A 17634-nucleotide genomic window follows, 5' to 3' on the forward strand; every position below is an offset into this window, starting at 1 on the left:
GGCGAGCCGTGGCGGGGAGGGCAAAGTGGCACTCACTGAATCCCTGAACAGATCCCCGTAGGAGAGTAGCGATGAAAACGAAATTGACCGCCCTGGCCCTGTTGCTGGCTGTAAGTGCACCGATGGTTCACGCTGCTGCCGAGCCGTCCGGCTATACCTACCGCATGGTGGCCGAGACGCCAAGCAATGTGAACGACAAGGAGATCGCCGGTCTGTTTGATCGCTGGAACAAGGCCCTGCAAACCGGAAACTCCACTACCGTCGCATCGTTGTACGCGCCGGACGCTGTCCTGCAGCCTACGGTCTCCAACAAAGTGCGTGCCACTCCGGCAGAGATCAAGGACTACTTCGACAAGTTCCTGGCACTCAAGCCGATTGGCGAGATCAACTACCGTGAGATTCGTCGCCTGGGGCCTGATGCCGCAGCGGACAACGGTGTCTACACCTTCACGTTGACGGCGCCGGACGGGAAGAAGACCAAGGTGCAGGCACGTTATTCGTTCCTCTACCACCGCGTCGGCAACGAGTGGAAGATTCTCAACCACCACTCCTCGGCGATGCCGGAAGTGCAGCCCGAGTATCAGGTCAGCCGCTGATCTGTCGCCCGCCAGGCTGAAAACAAAAATCCGGAGCCAGTGCTCCGGATTTTTTTGCCTGTCTGAACCGCCCGCAATCAGGCTTCGGCCTGGGCGCCATTGACCTTGCGGCAATGAATCAGCGCATCGCGGATCATGAAGTTGACCAGCGTCGGCGACACACCCAGTTCCTTGGCGATGTCCTTTTGCGGCACACCGTGCAGGCGGTACATCTCGAACGCATAACGGGTGCGGGGCGGCAGCTCGGTCAGGGCGTCGGCAATTTTCTCCAGGCTGGAAAAATTGATGTGCGAGGTCTCCGGCGAGGCACCCTGAATCACCACGTTCAGCCCCTCGGCCTCGGGGCCGGTGTATTTCTGTTCCAGCGCCTGTTTGCGGTAATGATCGATGGCCAGGTTGCGCACGATCTGAAACAGGTAACTGAGCTGTGCCTTGAAGGTCAGCGTGGCCTGCGGTGCCGAGCGCAGTCTGAAAAAGGCATCCTGCACGACGTCTTCGGCGCGCGAGCGGCAACCCACGATGCGGGCCGCGATCTTGACCAGCAGCAAGTAGTTATCGACGAATGCCTGGAGTAAGGGTGAGTCGCACTTACTTGTGATTACGTGTTCCGTCATGGAATTCACCTTGCTGCTTTAACAATGGAGGGGAGGGCCGCATGGAAGGAGCAGCGCCATCACATGGGGCGACAAATTAGCCTTAATGATAATTATTGTCAAATGCGAAAGCCAATCAGCGCACTTTAAAAGGGCGCTTTTGTCCTGCATGTCTTCACCGCGTGCATCCGCCTAATTATTTGCAGACGCCATCCGTTCTCATTGGTGACAGGCCCGACCAAGGTTGCGGCCAGGGAATACCTCAGGAGAACCCCATGCGTTCCGATCACGCGCATCGCCGCTGTTACATCCGCGCCCACAGCCGGACGCTTTCGATATGAGCACGCCGGTGAGCCTGACGCTGTTCTGTCTGCCTTATTCCGGGGCCAGCGCGATGTTCTACAGCCCCTGGCGGCGCAAATTGCCGGAGTGGCTGAACGTGCGCCCGCTGGAGCTTCCCGGTCGTGGCATGCGCATGGACGAGCCCTTGCAGACCGACATCGTGCAACTGGCCAAACATCTGGCCGACGAGATCTGTGCCGATCTGGACACGCCCTATGCGCTATTTGGCCACAGTCTGGGCGGGCTGCTGGCCTTTGAGCTGGCGCACGCCTTGCGCGAGCGCGGTCTGCCTGCACCGCTGGCGCTGTTCGCGTCGGCGACTGCCGGTCCGGTGCGCCGCGATGTCAGTGAATACGCCGTCGCCAAGACCGATGCGCAACTGCTCGAGCGACTGCGCAAACTCAAGGGCACCAGCGAAAACGTCATCGCCAACCAGGAACTCATGCAACTGATGCTGCCGATCCTGCGTGCCGATTTTCTGCTCTGCGGCAGCTTTGTGTACGGCAAGCGCGAGCCGCTCAGCGTGCCGATCCATGTATTTGGCGGCAAGCAGGACAGCATCAGCGTCGAGCAGCTGCTCGACTGGCAGGAAGAGACCTGCACCGGTTTCTCCCTGGACATGTTCGAGGGCCATCACTTTTATCTGGTCGACGAGCAAACGCAGCTGCTCCGTCTGCTGCGACGCTATTGCGAACAGCACCTGACCCGCTGGCGCAACAGCGCATCACGGCAAATGAACCGGGCCGCCGGTTGACCCTGTTTGCCCCACGCGCGGCCTCCTTGCAGGGCGCGCGTCTTTTTTGAAATTCAGATTTTATCTGGCACGCCGAATCTAGCAGGAACCCCATCATGGATGCGTTTGAACTCCCCGACACTCTGGCTCAGGCTCTTCAGCGTCGCGCCTTGCATACGCCGGATCGGCTGGCGCTGCGTTTTCTCACCGATGAGAACGACCAGGGCCTGGTGTTGACCTACCGTGACCTGGACCTGCGCGCGCGGACCATCGCTGCTGCGCTGCAACGTCAGGCCGTGCCGGGTGATCGGGCGATTCTGCTGTTTCATAGCGGGCCGGACTATGTCGCGGCGTTCTTCGGCTGCCTGTATGCCGGGGTCATTGCCGTGCCGGCTTATCCGCCGGAATCCAACCGTCGCCATCATCAGGAGCGCCTGCTGTCGATCATCGCCGATGCCGAGCCGCGTCTGTTGCTGACCGGCGCCGATTTGCAGCCTGCCTTGCTGCAGATGGACGAGCTGGCCGCCGTCGATGCGCCGCCACTGCTCTGTGTCGACACGTTGCCTGCTGCCCCGGCACAAGACTGGCAGGGCCCGCAGTTGCAGGCCGACGACATCGCGTTCCTGCAATACACCTCGGGCTCGACCGCACTGCCCAAGGGCGTGCAGGTCACGCATGGCAATCTGGTCGCCAACGAGTCATTGATCCGCCAAGGCTTCGGCATCGACGCCAACCCGGACGACGTGATTGTCAGCTGGCTGCCGCTGTACCACGACATGGGCCTGATCGGCGGCTTGTTGCAGCCGATTTTCAGCGGCGTCCCGTGCATCCTGATGGCCCCCGCGTACTTCCTCGCCCGGCCATTGCGCTGGCTGGAAGCCATCAGTGAATACGGCGGCACCATCAGCGGCGGGCCTGACTTTGCCTACCAGCTGTGCAGCGCACGGGTCAGCGATTCGGCGCTGGAGCGTCTGGACCTGAGTCGCTGGCGCGTGGCGTATTCGGGCTCCGAGCCGATTCGCGAAGACAGCCTGAGAGCATTTGCCGATAAATTCGCCAGTTGCGGCTTCACGCCTGACAGCTTCATGGCGTCCTATGGCCTGGCCGAAGCGACGCTGTATGTGGCTGGTGGCAAGCGCGGCAAGGGTATTCCATCGCTGCGCCTGAATGCGCAGGCGCTGGCGCGCAATGTCGTAGAACCGGGCGACGGTCAGCCAGTCATGAGCTGCGGCACGGGCCAGCCAGGGCATGGCGTGCTGATCGCCGACCCGGTCAGCCTGCAGGTGCTTGGCGAAAATCAGGTTGGCGAAGTCTGGGCCAGCGGGCCGAGCATCGCCCACGGTTACTGGCGCAACCCTGAAGCCACCGCCAGGGCGTTCGTGCAGCATGCCGGGCAGACCTGGCTGCGCACCGGCGACCTGGGGTTTCAGCGTCACGGCGAGCTTTACATCACCGGCCGCTTGAAGGACATGCTGATTGTCCGTGGCCACAACCTGTATCCGCAGGACATCGAAAAGCTCATCGAGAGTGAAGTGGATGTCGTGCGCAAAGGCCGGGTGGCGGCGTTTGCCGTCACTCAGGACGGTAGCGAAGGCATCGGCATCGCTGCTGAAATCAGTCGCAGCGTGCAGAAAATCCTCACGCCCGACGCGTTGATTAAAATCATCCGGCAGACCGTGGCCGAGGCGTTTCAGGAGGCGCCGAGTGTCGTGGTGCTGCTCAATCCGGGCGCGCTGCCCAAGACCTCCAGTGGCAAATTGCAGCGCTCAGCCTGCCGCACGCGTCTGGTCGATGGCAGCCTGGACAGCTACGCGGTGTTTCCCGCGAGCGATTCCACTCTTGCAGGCTGTGCCCCAAGCAGCGGCTCGGACCTGCAAGCGCAGATCGCCACGGTCTGGTGCGAGCAGTTGCAGTGCGAGCAGGTCAGTGCCGACGACCATTTCTTCCTGCTGGGCGGCAACTCGATCATCGCGACCCAGGTCGTGGCCCGCCTGCGCGAAACGCTGGGGATCGACCTGAACCTGCGGCTGCTCTTTGAGGCGCCGACGCTGGCGGCCTTTGCGGCACAGGTCGGAACGCTGCAGACCGCCGCATCGCAAGGCGACAGCCAGACGCAGAGCGCCATCGCCCGACTGCCCGGCAACGAGCATCTGCCACAGTCCATGGCCCAGAACCGCCTGTGGTTCCTCTGGCAGCTCGACCCGCATAGCAGCGCCTACAACGTTCCCGGCGGGCTCCACCTGCGTGGCGAACTGGACAGCACTGCGTTGCGCTCCAGCTTCCAGCGCCTGATCGAGCGCCATGAATCGTTGCGCACGCGCTTCTACGAGCAGGACGGCGTGGCCTTGCAACGTATCGATGCGCCGAGTGAATTCCACCTCGATACCCTTGATATCAGCGACCTGCCCGGCGCCGAGCGTCAGGCACGTGCCGTGGCGATTCGCGAACAGCAGGCGCGCCTGCCGTTCGATCTGCAACACGGCCCGTTGCTGCGCGTGACCCTGCTGCGACTGGACGAAGAAGAGCATCAACTGCTGGTCACGCTGCACCACATCATTGCCGATGGCTGGTCGCTGAATGTGCTGATCGACGAGTTCTCGCGCCTCTATGCCTCGGTTGTTCAGGGCCAGACTCTGGAACTGGCACCGTTGCCGCTGCGTTACGCCGATTACGGCCAATGGCAGCGCGAATGGCTGGCGAACGGCGAGGCCGAGCGTCAGTTGACTTACTGGCAGCAGCAACTGGGTGGCGAGCAGCCGGTCCTGACGCTGAACACCGACCATCCGCGTTCGGCCCGCCAGCAGCACAGTGCCTCGCGCTACAGCCTGCGCCTGAGCGCAGAACTGAGCGCCGCCGTACGCAACACCGCGCAAGCCTGGCAATCGACGTCGTTCATGTTCTTGCTGGCGGGGTTCCAGACTCTGTTGCATCGTTACAGCGGGCAAGCCGACATTCGCGTCGGTGTGCCCGGCGCCAATCGGCCACGCCATGAAACCCAGGGCCTGATCGGCTTCTTCATCAATACGCTGGTGCTGCGCGCGCAGTTGGACCCGCGTCTGCCATTCTCGACGCTGCTGGCCCAGACCCGGCAGACGGCGCTTGAAGCCCAGGCCCATCAGGACGTGCCGTTCGAGCAACTGGTCGAAGCGTTTCCGCAGGCGCGCGAGCACGGTCTGTTCCAGGTCATGTTCAACCACCAGCAACGCGACCTCGGCGCGCTGCGTCGTCTGCCGGGGCTGCTGGCCGAAGAACTGCCGTGGCACAGCCGCGAGGCCAAGTTCGATCTGCAACTGCACAGCGAGGAGGACCGCAATGGGCGCCTGACGCTGTCCTTCGATTACGCTGACGAGCTGTTCGAGCACGACACCATCGTGGCCATGGCTCAGCACTATGTACGCCTGCTGACGCAGGTCAGCCAGCAGGCACAGCTCGCGCTGGGTGACGTGCAACTGCTCAGCGCCGAGGAGCAGGAGCAGCAGGCGCAATGGAGCGCCGCGTCTTGCACGCCGGCCTCGTTGTGGTTGCCTGAACGGCTGGGCCGCCAGGCGCGGCAGACCCCGGAACGTATCGCGCTGGTGTGGGAGGGCGGCAGCCTCGACTTCGCCAGCCTGCACACGCAGGCCAACCGCCTGGCGCATTACCTGCGCGACAAGGGCGTTGGTCCGGACATCAAAGTGGCGATCGCCGCCGAACGTTCGCCGCAGCTGTTGATCGGGCTGCTGGCGATCCTCAAGGCGGGCGGTGCTTATGTACCGCTGGACCCGGACTATCCGATGGATCGACTCGCCTACATGCTGCAGGACAGCGGGGTCGAACTGCTGTTGACCCAGAGCCATCTGCTGGGCGACCTGCCGAGCGCCGAAGGCGTGTGCACGGTCGCCATGGACACCCTGCACCTGGACAACTGGCCGGTCAGTGCGCCGCGCCTGAACCTGCACGGCGACAACCTGGCGTACGTGATTTACACCTCCGGCTCGACCGGTCAGCCCAAAGGCGTCGGCAACACCCATGCGGCCCTGGCCGAGCGCCTGCAATGGATGCAGGACACCTACGCACTGGATGAAAGCGACGTGCTGATGCAGAAGGCTCCGATCAGCTTCGACGTCTCGGTGTGGGAGTGTTTCTGGCCACTGATCACTGGCTGCCGCCTGCTGCTGGCAGGCCCTGGTGAACACCGCGACCCGCAGCGCATCGCGCAGTTGATCAATACGTATTCGGTCACCACGCTGCACTTCGTGCCGCCGCTGCTGCAACTGTTCATCGATGAGCCCCTGGCGCAGCAGTGCAACAGCCTGCGTCGCCTGTTCTCTGGCGGCGAAGCATTGCCCGGCGAGCTGCGCAACCGGGTGCTCGAGCAACTGCCCGGCGTACAACTGCACAACCGCTATGGCCCGACTGAAACCGCGATCAACGTCACCCACTGGCAGTGCCGGATCAGCGACGGCCTGCGCTCGCCGATCGGCCGCCCGCTGGGCAACGTGCTGTGCCGGGTGCTGGACAGCGAACTGAATCCGCTGCCACGCGGGGTGGCCGGGGAGCTGTGCATCGGCGGCACTGGTCTGGCGCGTGGCTATCTGCGGCGTCCCGGGTTGACTGCCGAGCGCTTTGTCGCCGATCCGCTGGGGCAAGCGGGTGAGCGCCTGTATCGCACCGGTGACCTGGTGCGCTGGGCCGCCGATGGCGCGCTGGAATACCTCGGTCGTCTGGATAAGCAGGTCAAACTGCGCGGTTTCCGCGTCGAACCACAAGAGATCGAGGCGCGCCTGCTGGCCCAGCCAGGCGTAGGCCAGGCAGCCGTGCTGCTGCGCGAAACCGTTGCCGGGCCGCAACTGATCGGTTACTACACCGCCGAAGCAGGGCAGAACGTCGAGGCTGAGCGGATCAAGTCGGCGCTGGCTCTTGAGCTGCCGGATTATATGGTCCCGGCGCAGCTGGTGCGCCTCGACAGCATGCCCCTGAGCCCGAGCGGCAAGCTGGATCGTCGCGCCTTGCCCGAGCCGCAATGGCAGACCCGCGAGCACGTCGAGCCGCAGACCGACCTGCAAAAACAGATCGCCGCTGTCTGGCGACAGGTGCTGGGTGTGCCGCGTGTCGGCTTGCGCGATGATTTCTTCGAACTGGGCGGGCACTCGTTGCTGGCCACGCAGATCATTTCCCGCGTGCGCCAGGCCTGCGACATCGATTTGCCGTTGCGGGCGCTGTTCGAAGCCAGCGAGCTGGGCGCGTTTGCCGAACAGGTTGAGGCCATTCAGCAGTCCGGCGCACGCAGCAGCCTGCAACCGATTGCCCGTGTCGACCGCAGCCAGCCGGTGCCGTTGTCCTATTCCCAGCAGCGCATGTGGTTCCTCTGGCAGATGGAACCGGACAGCCCTGCCTACAACGTCGGCGGCATGGCGCGCTTGAAAGGCGTGCTGAACATCGAGTGCTTCGAGGCAGCGCTGCAAGCCTTGATCCTGCGCCACGAAACCCTGCGCACCACGTTCCCGAGCGTCAACGGTGTTGCGTGTCAGCAGGTCAGCGAGCAGTCCGCCCTGCGCGTGCAATGGCAGGACTACTCGGCATTGCCCGCCGAGCTTCGTCAGCAGCGCATTCAGGCACTGGCCGACAGTGAGGCGCACCAGCCTTTCGATCTGGAAACCGGACCATTGTTGCGCGCGTGTCTGGCCAAGGCGAGCGACCTTGAGCATTACTTCGTCCTGACCCTGCACCACATCGTCACCGAAGGCTGGGCGATGGACATTTTCGCCCGCGAACTGGGGCAGCTTTACGAAGCCTTCCTCGAGGGACGACCTTCGCCGCTGGAACCACTGGCGGTGCACTACCTGGATTACAGCGTCTGGCAGCGGCAGTGGATGGAAGCCGGCGAACGCCAGCGCCAGCTCGATTACTGGACCGCGCAGTTGGGTAACGAGCACCCATTGCTGGAGCTGCCTGCGGACCGGCCGCGTCCGCCGGTGCAAAGCCATCAGGGCGAACTGTATCGCTTCGACCTGAACGCCGACCTGGCCGCGAAAGTTCGTGCATTCAATGCCCGCAACGGCCTGACCCTGTTCATGACCATGACCGCCACCCTGGCGGTATTGCTCTACCGCTACAGTGGCCAGAACGACCTGCGCATTGGCGCACCGGTGGCCAACCGCATTCGTCCGGAAAGCGAAGGGCTGATCGGCGCGTTCCTCAATACCCAGGTGCTGCGCGTGCAGCTTGATGGGCAGATGAGTGTCGCCCAACTGTTCGAACAGGTTCGCCACACGGTGATCGAAGGCCAGTCGCATCAGGACCTGCCGTTCGATCATCTGGTCGAAGCCCTGCAACCGCCACGCAGCGCAGCCTACAACCCGTTGTTCCAGGTGATGTGCAACGTGCAGCGCTGGGAATTCCAGCAAAGTCGCGAACTGGCGGGCATGACCGTCGAGTACCTGGTCAACGATGCGCGAGCCACCAAGTTCGACCTCAATCTGGAGGTCACCGAGCTGGATCACCGTCTGGGTTGCTGCCTGACCTACAGCACCGATCTGTTCGACGAACCGCGCATCGCGCAGATGGCCGAGCACTGGCTGAACCTGCTGCAGGCGCTGCTTGCTGATCCACAACAACGCCTGAGTGAATTGCCGCTGTTGCAGGAGACAGAGCGCCAGCAACTGCTCGACAGCCTCGGCGTCGAAGCGGGTGAGCAACGGCTCGACCAATGCATTCACAGCCTGTTCGCCGAACAGGCACACCGGCGTGCAGACGCGCCGGCGCTGACGTTCGCCGGGCAAACCCTCAGCTATGCCGAGCTGGACGCCAAGGCCAACCAACTGGCCTGGATGCTCCGCGAGCGTGGCGTCGGCCCGCAGGTTCGCGTCGGTCTGGCGCTGCCGCGTTCGCTGGACATGGTCGTCGGCCTGCTGGCGATCCTCAAGGCCGGTGGTGCGTACGTGCCACTGGACCCGGAATACCCGCTGGAACGCCTGCACTACATGATCGAAGACAGCGGCGTTGGCCTGCTGTTGAGCGACCGTGCGCTGTTTGCCGCACTGGGCGAGTTGCCTGCCGGTGTTGCCCGTTGGTGCCTGGAAGACGATCAGCCGTCGCTGGCGTCTTTCTCGTCCGATGAGCTGCCGTTCATCAGCCTGCCGCAGCATCAGGCGTACCTGATCTACACCTCCGGTTCGACCGGCAAACCCAAGGGCGTGGTGGTGTCCCATGGTGAAATCGCCATGCATTGCCAGGCGGTGATCCGGCGCTTCGACATGCGCCCTGACGATTGCGAGCTGCATTTCTATTCGATCAATTTCGATGCCGCCACCGAGCGCCTGCTGGTGCCCTTGCTCAGCGGCGCCCGTGTGGTGCTGCGTGCTCAGGGGCAGTGGGACGCCGAAGAAATCTGCACGCTGATTCGCCAGCAGCAGGTCAATATTCTCGGTTTCACGCCCAGCTACGGCAGCCAGTTGGCGCAGTGGCTGGCGACCCAGGGCCAGACCCTGCCGGTGCGCATGTGCATCACCGGCGGCGAAGCGCTGACCGGCGAACACCTGCAACGCATCCGTGCGGTGTTCCAGCCCGAGCTATTATTCAATGCCTATGGCCCGACCGAAACTGTGGTCATGCCGCTGGCCAGCCTGGCCCCGCAACAATTGGAGGAGGGCGAAGCCAGCGTGCCGATCGGGCGCGTGGTCGGCGCACGGGTGGCGTACATTCTCGACGCCGATCTTGCGCTGGTACCCCAAGGCGCGAGCGGCGAGCTGTACATTGGCGGAGCGGGCCTGGCGCAGGGCTATCACCAGCGCCCCGGCATGACTGCCGAACGCTTCGTGGCCGATCCATTTGCCAGCAATGGCGGGCGTCTGTACCGCACCGGCGATCTGGTGCGCCAGCGCGCCGACGGCTTGGTGGAATACCTGGGGCGTATCGACCATCAGGTGAAGATTCGCGGCTTCCGCATCGAACTGGGTGAAATCGAAACCCGCTTGCTGGAGCACGCAGCCGTTCGCGAAGCCATCGTGCTGGCGCTGGACACGCCATCAGGCAAGCAACTGGCGGGCTATCTGGTCAGCGATGTAGCCGGGCAGGGCGACGAGCAGCAGGCGCAATGGCGTGAATCGCTCAAGTCGCACCTCAAGGCGCAACTGCCGGACTACATGGTGCCGACCCACCTGATCCTGCTCGACAGCATGCCGCTGACCGCCAACGGCAAACTCGACCGCCGTGCCTTGCCTGCACCGGACCCGGAACTCAATCGTCAACACTACGTAGCGCCCGCCAGTGAGCTGGAGCAGCAGCTGGCGGCAATCTGGTGTGCGGTGCTGAACGTGGAAAAAGTCGGCCTCAACGATAATTTCTTCGAACTGGGCGGCGACTCGATCCTGTCGATTCAGGTGGTCAGCCGGGCGCGTCAGCTAGGTATACATTTCAGCCCGCGTGATTTGTTCCAGCACCAGACCGTGCAGACCCTGGCCGCCGTGGCGACCACCCGCGAGCTGATTCAGGCCGAGCAGGGGCTGCTCGACGGTAATTCTGGTTTGACGCCGATTCAGCACTGGTTTTTCGACACGCCGATCCCCGAGCGTCAGCACTGGAATCAGTCGTTGCTGCTGGAGCCGCTCAGCGCGCTGGACCCGAATCTGCTGGCGCAGGCGTTGCGTGCGCTACTCGAACAACACGACGCGCTGCGCCTGAGTTTCACCGAGCATGAGGGTACGTGGCAGGCAGAACACCGCGCAGTGACAGCCGACACCCTGTTGATTCAGGCGCAGGTCAGCGACATGGCTGAATGCGCAGCCCTGTACGCCGACACCCAGCGCAGCCTCGACCTGCACAACGGTCCGCTGCTGCGCGCCTTGCTGGTCGACGGTCCGCAGGGCCAGCAACGGTTGCTGATGGTCATTCATCACCTGGTGGTCGACGGCGTGTCGTGGCGTGTGCTGCTCGACGATCTGCAAAACGCTTATCGTCAACTGCGCGACGCGACGCCGGTGCGCTTTGCGGCGAAGACCAGCGCTTTCCGCGACTGGGCCGCGCGTCTGCAGGCCTACGCCGGCAATGAGTCGTTACGTGAAGAACTGCATGTGTGGCAGCGCCAGTTGGGCGGTTCTGCGACGAGTCTGCCGTGCCATAACCCGCAGGGTGGTCGGCAGAATCGTCATGCGCAGACGGTCAGCGTGCGCCTCGATGCCGAACGTACCCGGCAATTGCTGCAACAGGCGCCGAGTGCCTACCGAACCCAGGTCAACGACCTGATGCTGACCGCGCTGGCCCAGGTGGTCTGCCGTTGGAGCGGGCAGCCGTCGACACTGATTCAGCTTGAAGGTCACGGCCGTGAAAATCTGTTCGACGACATCGACCTGACCCGCACGGTGGGCTGGTTCACCAGCGCCTATCCGCTGCGACTGACGCCAGCGCCGGCTGCCGATTCGGCACCGGGCGACTCGATCAAGGCGATCAAGGAGCAACTGCGGCAGGTGCCGCACAAGGGGCTGGGCTATGGCGTGCTGCGTTACCTGGCCGATAGCGCCAGCCAGGCCGCCATGCAGGCACTGCCGGTGGCGCCGATCACCTTCAACTACCTTGGCCAGTTCGATCAGAGCTTCGCTGACGATGCGCTGTTCCGTCCGCTGCAAGAGTCGACAGGTGTGGCTCACGATCCGCAGGCGCCGCTGCCCAACGAACTGAGCATCGACAGTCAGGTGTATGGCGGCGAGTTGTTGCTGCGCTGGACCTTCAGTGCCGAGCGCTACGAACCCGCTGCCATCGAAGCGCTGGCGCAGGATTACCTGAGTCAGTTGCAGGCGCTGATTGCCCATTGCCTGGCCGATGGCAGCGGCGGCCTGACGCCGTCGGACTTCCCGCTGGCTGCCCTGGATCAGGCGCAGCTCGACGCGCTGCCGGTTCCGCCAAGCCAGATCGAAGACGTCTACCCACTGACCCCGATGCAGGAGGGCATGCTGCTGCACACCCTGCTGGAGCCGGGCACCGGGCTGTATTACATGCAGGACCGCTACCGCATCGACAGCGCGCTGGACCCGCAGCGTTTCGCCCAGGCCTGGCAAGCGGTGATCGCCCGTCACGAAGCGCTGCGTGCCTCGTTCTGCTGGAACATCGGCGAGACCATGCTGCAGGTCATTCATAAACCGGGCAGCACGCCGATTGATTATCTGGACTGGCGTGACGTGCCGGCGGAGCAGCAGGAGCCGCACTTGCAGGCCCTGCTCAAGTCCGAGCGCGAGGCCGGTTTCGCGCTGCTCGATCAACCGCCGTTCCACCTGCGCCTGATCCGCGTCGACGAGGCGCGCTACTGGTTCATGATGAGCAACCACCACATCCTGATCGATGCCTGGTGCCGCTCGCTGCTGATGAACGACTTCTTCGACATTTACACCGCGCTGGGCGAAGGCCGCGATGCGCAACTGGCCCCCGCACCGCGCTATCGCGACTACATCGGCTGGTTGCAACGCCGTGGTCTGACGCAGGCACGTGACTGGTGGCGAGATAACCTGCGCGGCTTCGAGCGGCCCACGCCGATCCCCAGCGACCGGCCGTTCCTGCGTGAACATGCGGGCGACAGCGGTGGCATGGTGGTGGGCGACTGCTACACCCGTCTCGATGAACGCGACGGCGCACACTTGCGCGAACTGGCGCAGCAGCATCAACTGACCGTCAACACCTTCGCCCAGGCGGCCTGGGCGCTGACCCTGCGGCGCATGAGCGGTGATCGCGACGTGGTGTTCGGCGTTACCGTGGCCGGGCGGCCGGTGGAACTGCCGCAGATGCAGCGCACGGTCGGCTTGTTCATCAACACCATCGCCCTGCGTGTCGGCATGCCGGCCGACGATCAGCGTTGCAGCGTTCGCCAATGGCTCGGCCAGTTGCTGGACAGCAACATGCAACTGCGCGAGTACGAATACCTGCCGCTGGTGACCATTCAGGAAAACAGCGAGCTGCCCAAGGGTCAGCCACTGTTCGACAGCCTGTTCGTGTTCGAGAACGCGCCGGTCGAGGTCTCTGTGCTGGACCGTGCGCAAAGCCTCAATGCCACCTCGGATTCCGGTCGCACCCACACCAACTACCCGCTGACTGCAGTCTGCTATCCGGGCGACGACCTGGGCCTGCACCTGTCCTACGATCAGCGCTATTTCGACGAATCCACCGTGCAGGGCATGCTCGGTGAGTTCAAGCGCCTGCTGCTGGCGCTGGTCGAAGGCTTTCATGGCGACATGGCCGAGCTGGCGCTGGTCAGTGAGCAGGAGCGGGCTTTCCTGATCGACGGCTGCAATCAGAGCGACCATGCTTACCCGCTGGATAAAAGCTATGTAGAACTGTTTGAAGCGCAGGTCGCGGCGCATCCGGAGCGTATTGCGGTCAGTTGCCTGGATCGTCAGCTCAGCTATGCCGCGCTGAATATCGCCAGCAACCGTCTGGGCCATGCCCTGATCGAGGCCGGTGTCGGTTTCGATCAGCCGGTTGCCGTGCTCGCCGAGCGTGGCGTTGAACTGCCGGGCATGATCATCGGCAGCTTCAAGGCCGGTGCCGGCTACCTGCCGCTGGACCCGGCGCTGCCGAACTCCCGCCTGAGCGGCATCATCGGCCAGAGCGCCACGCCGCTGCTGGTGTGCAGCGCTGAGTGTCTGGAACAGGGCAGGGCGCTGCTTGATGCGCTGCCCGAAGCGAGTCGACCGCAGTTGCGGGTCTGGGAAAACGTGCAGCAGAGCGATTCCGCGCAGCACAACCCTGGTCGCTACAGCGCGCCGGACAACCTCGCTTATGTGATCTTCACCTCAGGCTCCACCGGGCTGCCGAAGGGTGTGATGGTCGAGCAGCGCGGCATGCTCAATAACCAGTTGAGCAAAGTGCCTTACCTGAGCCTGAGCGACCGCGATGTGATCGCCCAGACCGCCTCGCAGAGTTTCGACATTTCGGTCTGGCAGTTCCTTGCCGCGCCGCTGTTTGGCGCTCGGGTGGATATCGTGCCGAACGACATCGCCCGTGATCCGCAGGCGCTGTTGGCGCATGTTCAGGCGCAGCGCATCAGCGTGCTGGAAAGCGTGCCGTCGCTGATCACCGGCCTGCTCGCCGAACCGCAGGCAGCGCTCGACAGCCTGCGCTGGATGCTGCCGACCGGTGAAGCCATGCCGCCGGAACTGGCCAGCCAGTGGCTGCAACGTTACCCGCAGATCGGCCTGGTGAATGCCTATGGTCCGGCCGAGTGCTCCGACGATGTGGCGTTTTTCCGGGTCGATGCGCAGTCCACTCGCAGCGCTTATCTGCCGATCGGATCGCCGACCGACAACAATCGCCTGTACCTGCTCGACGATGCGCTGGACCTCGTGCCGCTGGGTGCCGTCGGTGAGCTGTGCGTGGCAGGGGCCGGCGTCGGTCGCGGTTATGTCGCTGATCCGCGGCGCACCGTGCCGGTGTTCGTGCCGCATCCGTTCGGTGCGCCGGGCGAGCGTCTGTACCGCACCGGTGACCTGGCGCGGCGGCGCAAGGACGGCGTGCTGGAGTACGTCGGCCGGGTCGATCATCAGGTAAAGATTCGTGGCTATCGCATCGAGCTGGGCGAAATCGAAACCCGTCTGCTGGAGCATCCGGCCATCCGCGAGTCGGTGGTGCTGGACGTCGCTGGCCCATTGGGCAAGGTGCTGGCGGCCTACCTGGTGCCGCGCTCCACGACGCAGGATCACGAGGCCTTGCGTGACGAGGTGAGAAACCACCTCAAGGCCAGCCTGCCGGACTACATGGTGCCGACGCATCTGGTGCTGCTGGAAGCCATGCCGCTGACCCCGAACGGCAAGCTGCACCGCAAGGCCCTGCCGGCGCCGGACGTCAGCCTGGTGCAGCAGGATTATCAGGCACCACAGACGGAAATGGAGCAGCAGCTGGCGACGATCTGGGCCGATGTGCTCAAGGTCGAGCGCGTGGGCATTACCGACAACTTCTTCGAGCTGGGCGGGCACTCGCTGCTCGCGACCCAAGTGGTGACCCGTGCGCAGAAGCGCTTGCAACGTAACGTGCCGTTGCGGGCAATGTTCGAGTTCAACACCGTTCAGGCGTTGGCGCAGCACCTGGAAAGCCTTGCTGGAGCACAGGTCGACGAGCAGAAATTCGATCGTCTGGCGGACTTGATGGCGGAGCTGGAAGGGCTCTGATCAGCCTCTCGTCGGGACGCCGGGGCTGCGGATAAAAAACTCGTTACTGAGTGTAAATCCGCAGCTCGCTGGCGCGTTTTCCAAGGAACGAACACACACCTGAAGCGGCATGCGCCAACGCCCATGCTTCAGGTCATTCAAGCCGCGTATTGAGGGTTGCACAGATGTCAGTCGCTACCAGGTTTATCGATGATCAGCCGACACGGGTTGCCCCGGCTGCGGCTGAGACGCTCTACCAGTTCGACGAATCGCCACTGCTGGCCCGACAGAGTCGCCAGGAGTCCAACGCACGCAGCTACCCGCGGCGCATACCGCTGGCGCTCAAACGCGCCAAGGGTATTCACGTCGAGGACGTCGAAGGGCGGCGCTTCATCGATTGCCTGGCAGGCGCGGGCACCCTGGCGTTGGGGCATAACCATGCGGTGATTATCGAAGCGATCCAGCAAGTGATCGCCGACGAGTTGCCGCTGCATACGCTGGACCTCACCACGCCGGTCAAGGACCAGTTCGTTCAGGACCTGTTCGGCCTGTTGCCGCCAGCGCTGGCCGATGACGCGAAGATTCAGTTTTGCGGCCCGACCGGCACCGATGCAGTGGAAGCCGCGTTGAAGCTGGTACGCACCGCTACCGGGCGCAGCACGGTCTTGTCATTTCAGGGCGGTTATCACGGCATGAGCCAGGGCGCATTGAGCCTGATGGGCAGCCTGGGGCCGAAAAAGCCGCTGGGTGCCTTGCTCGGCACCGGCGTGCAGTTTCTGCCGTACCCCTATGATTACCGCTGCCCGTTCGGGCTTGGCGGCGAACAGGGCGTGCGCGCCAACCTGCATTATCTGGAAAACCTGCTCAATGACCCGGAAGCCGGCGTGCAATTGCCCGCAGCGGTCATTCTTGAAGTGGTGCAGGGCGAGGGTGGAGTGATCCCCGCTGATCTGGACTGGCTGCGCGGCGTGCGACGCATCACCGAAAAGGCCGGCGTGGCGCTGATCGTCGATGAAATCCAGAGCGGTTTCGCACGCACCGGCAAGATGTTTGCCTTCGAACATGCCGGGATCATCCCGGACGTGGTGGTCATGTCCAAAGCCATTGGCGGCAGCTTGCCACTGGCGGTGGTGGTCTATCGTTCCTGGCTGGACACCTGGCTGCCGGGCGCACACGCCGGGACGTTTCGCGGCAATCAGATGGCCATGGCTACCGGTTCTGCCGTAATGCGCTATCTTCAGGAACACTCTATTTGCGAACACGCGACAGCCATGGGCGCGCGTCTGTCCGGGCATTTGCGTGCCTTGCAACGTGACTTCCCGCAGTTGGGCGATATTCGCGGGCGCGGGCTGATGCTCGGTGTCGAGCTGGTCGACCCGTCCGGTGCGCGCGATGCACAGGGTCATCCGCCGCTATTTTCGCGCTTGGCGCCGCTGATCCAGCGTGAATGCCTCAAGCGCGGGCTGATTCTGGAACTGGGCGGTCGACATGCCAGCGTGGTACGTTTTCTGCCACCGCTGATCATCACCGCCGAGCAGATCGACGAAGTGGCAGAGATCTTCGGCCGTGCGCTGAACGCCGCTGTCGCCCAGGTTTAATTTTTCGACGTAGTGATACGTTCAATCCCTATAGCTGCCATGAATTGGCGCGGCAGCCCTGAACACACATGGAGAGTAGCAATGACTTCAGTATTCGATCGGGAAGACATCGTCTTTCAAGTTGTAGTCAACCACGAAGAACAGTATTCCATCTGGCCCGACTACAAGGCGATCCCCAATGGCTGGCGCACCGTGGGCAAGAGCGGCTTCAAGAAAGAATGCCTGGCCTACATCGAAGAAGTCTGGACCGACATGCGCCCCCTGAGCCTGCGCCAGAAAATGGAAGCGCAGACGGCCTGATTGACGGTCTGCACGGATACTTCGATTATCGTGCGACGCTCCGCGTCGGTCTGCACGGACAATCCGATTATCGTGCGACGCTCTGCGTCGTCATGCCGTTCCGGACGCTCCGCGTCCTCTTTGCGACGCAGAGCGTCGANTCCGCGTCGTCATGCCGTTCCGGACGCTCCGCGTCCTCTTTGCGACGCAGAGCGTCGAGAACTGCATTCCCACGCTGGAGCGTGCGGAACGATAATCTCAACTTCGTGCCGAAGCTCTGCGTCGGGCAACTCAACTATCGTGCGACGCAGAGCGTCGTCATGCCGTTCTGGACGCTCCGCGTCCTCTTTGCGACGCAGAGCGTCGAGAACTGCATTCCCACTGGAG

General features: G+C 63.4%; 6 protein-coding genes. 5 read left to right on the top strand and 1 reads right to left on the bottom strand.

The features are described 5' to 3' along the window. Positions 1-71: 71 nt before the first annotated feature. Positions 72-596: an SgcJ/EcaC family oxidoreductase gene (locus KBY02_RS20500; protein WP_003406965.1), complete on the top strand. Its 525-nt coding sequence runs from the start codon at positions 72-74 to the stop codon at positions 594-596. 77 nt (positions 597-673) lie between these two features. Here the strand turns inward: KBY02_RS20500 and KBY02_RS20505 are convergent, their stop codons facing one another. Beyond that, positions 674-1210, bottom strand: coding sequence for an RNA polymerase factor sigma-70 (locus KBY02_RS20505; RefSeq protein WP_060400629.1), 537 nt, complete (start codon positions 1208-1210; stop codon positions 674-676). 316 nt (positions 1211-1526) lie between these two features. Here KBY02_RS20505 and KBY02_RS20510 point away from each other — a divergent pair, with 316 nt between their 5' ends. The 4 genes from KBY02_RS20510 (at position 1527) to KBY02_RS20525 (ending at position 17268) form a co-directional block, all read left to right on the top strand. Next, a complete protein-coding gene (locus tag KBY02_RS20510) occupies positions 1527-2285 on the top strand; it encodes a thioesterase II family protein (RefSeq protein ID WP_225650721.1) in 759 nt (252 codons plus the stop codon). A gap of 95 nt (positions 2286-2380) precedes the next feature. Further along, positions 2381-15391: a non-ribosomal peptide synthetase gene (locus tag KBY02_RS20515; RefSeq protein WP_263870188.1), complete on the top strand. Its 13011-nt coding sequence runs from the start codon at positions 2381-2383 to the stop codon at positions 15389-15391. Positions 15392-15555: 164 nt separating this feature from the next. Continuing rightward, the gene (locus KBY02_RS20520) at positions 15556-16968 is read left to right on the top strand and encodes an aspartate aminotransferase family protein (RefSeq protein WP_011267338.1); all 1413 of its coding nucleotides are present in this window, start codon (positions 15556-15558) and stop codon (positions 16966-16968) included. A gap of 81 nt (positions 16969-17049) precedes the next feature. Continuing rightward, positions 17050-17268: an MbtH family protein gene (locus KBY02_RS20525; RefSeq protein WP_003304661.1), complete on the top strand. Its 219-nt coding sequence runs from the start codon at positions 17050-17052 to the stop codon at positions 17266-17268. The last annotated feature ends 366 nt before the right edge of the window (positions 17269-17634 follow it).

It is taken from the genome of Pseudomonas sp. P129 (assembly GCF_020312195.1).
Lineage (GTDB): Bacteria > Pseudomonadota > Gammaproteobacteria > Pseudomonadales > Pseudomonadaceae > Aquipseudomonas > Aquipseudomonas fragariae.

Coding starts and splice junctions, on each gene's coding strand:
- KBY02_RS20500 (WP_003406965.1), top strand. CDS start 72: ATGAAAACGAAATTGACCGCCCTGGCCCTGTTGCTGGCTGTAAGTGCA.
- KBY02_RS20505 (WP_060400629.1), bottom strand. CDS start 1,210: ATGACGGAACACGTAATCACAAGTAAGTGCGACTCACCCTTACTCCAG.
- KBY02_RS20510 (WP_225650721.1), top strand. CDS start 1,527: ATGAGCACGCCGGTGAGCCTGACGCTGTTCTGTCTGCCTTATTCCGGG.
- KBY02_RS20515 (WP_263870188.1), top strand. CDS start 2,381: ATGGATGCGTTTGAACTCCCCGACACTCTGGCTCAGGCTCTTCAGCGT.
- KBY02_RS20520 (WP_011267338.1), top strand. CDS start 15,556: ATGTCAGTCGCTACCAGGTTTATCGATGATCAGCCGACACGGGTTGCC.
- KBY02_RS20525 (WP_003304661.1), top strand. CDS start 17,050: ATGACTTCAGTATTCGATCGGGAAGACATCGTCTTTCAAGTTGTAGTC.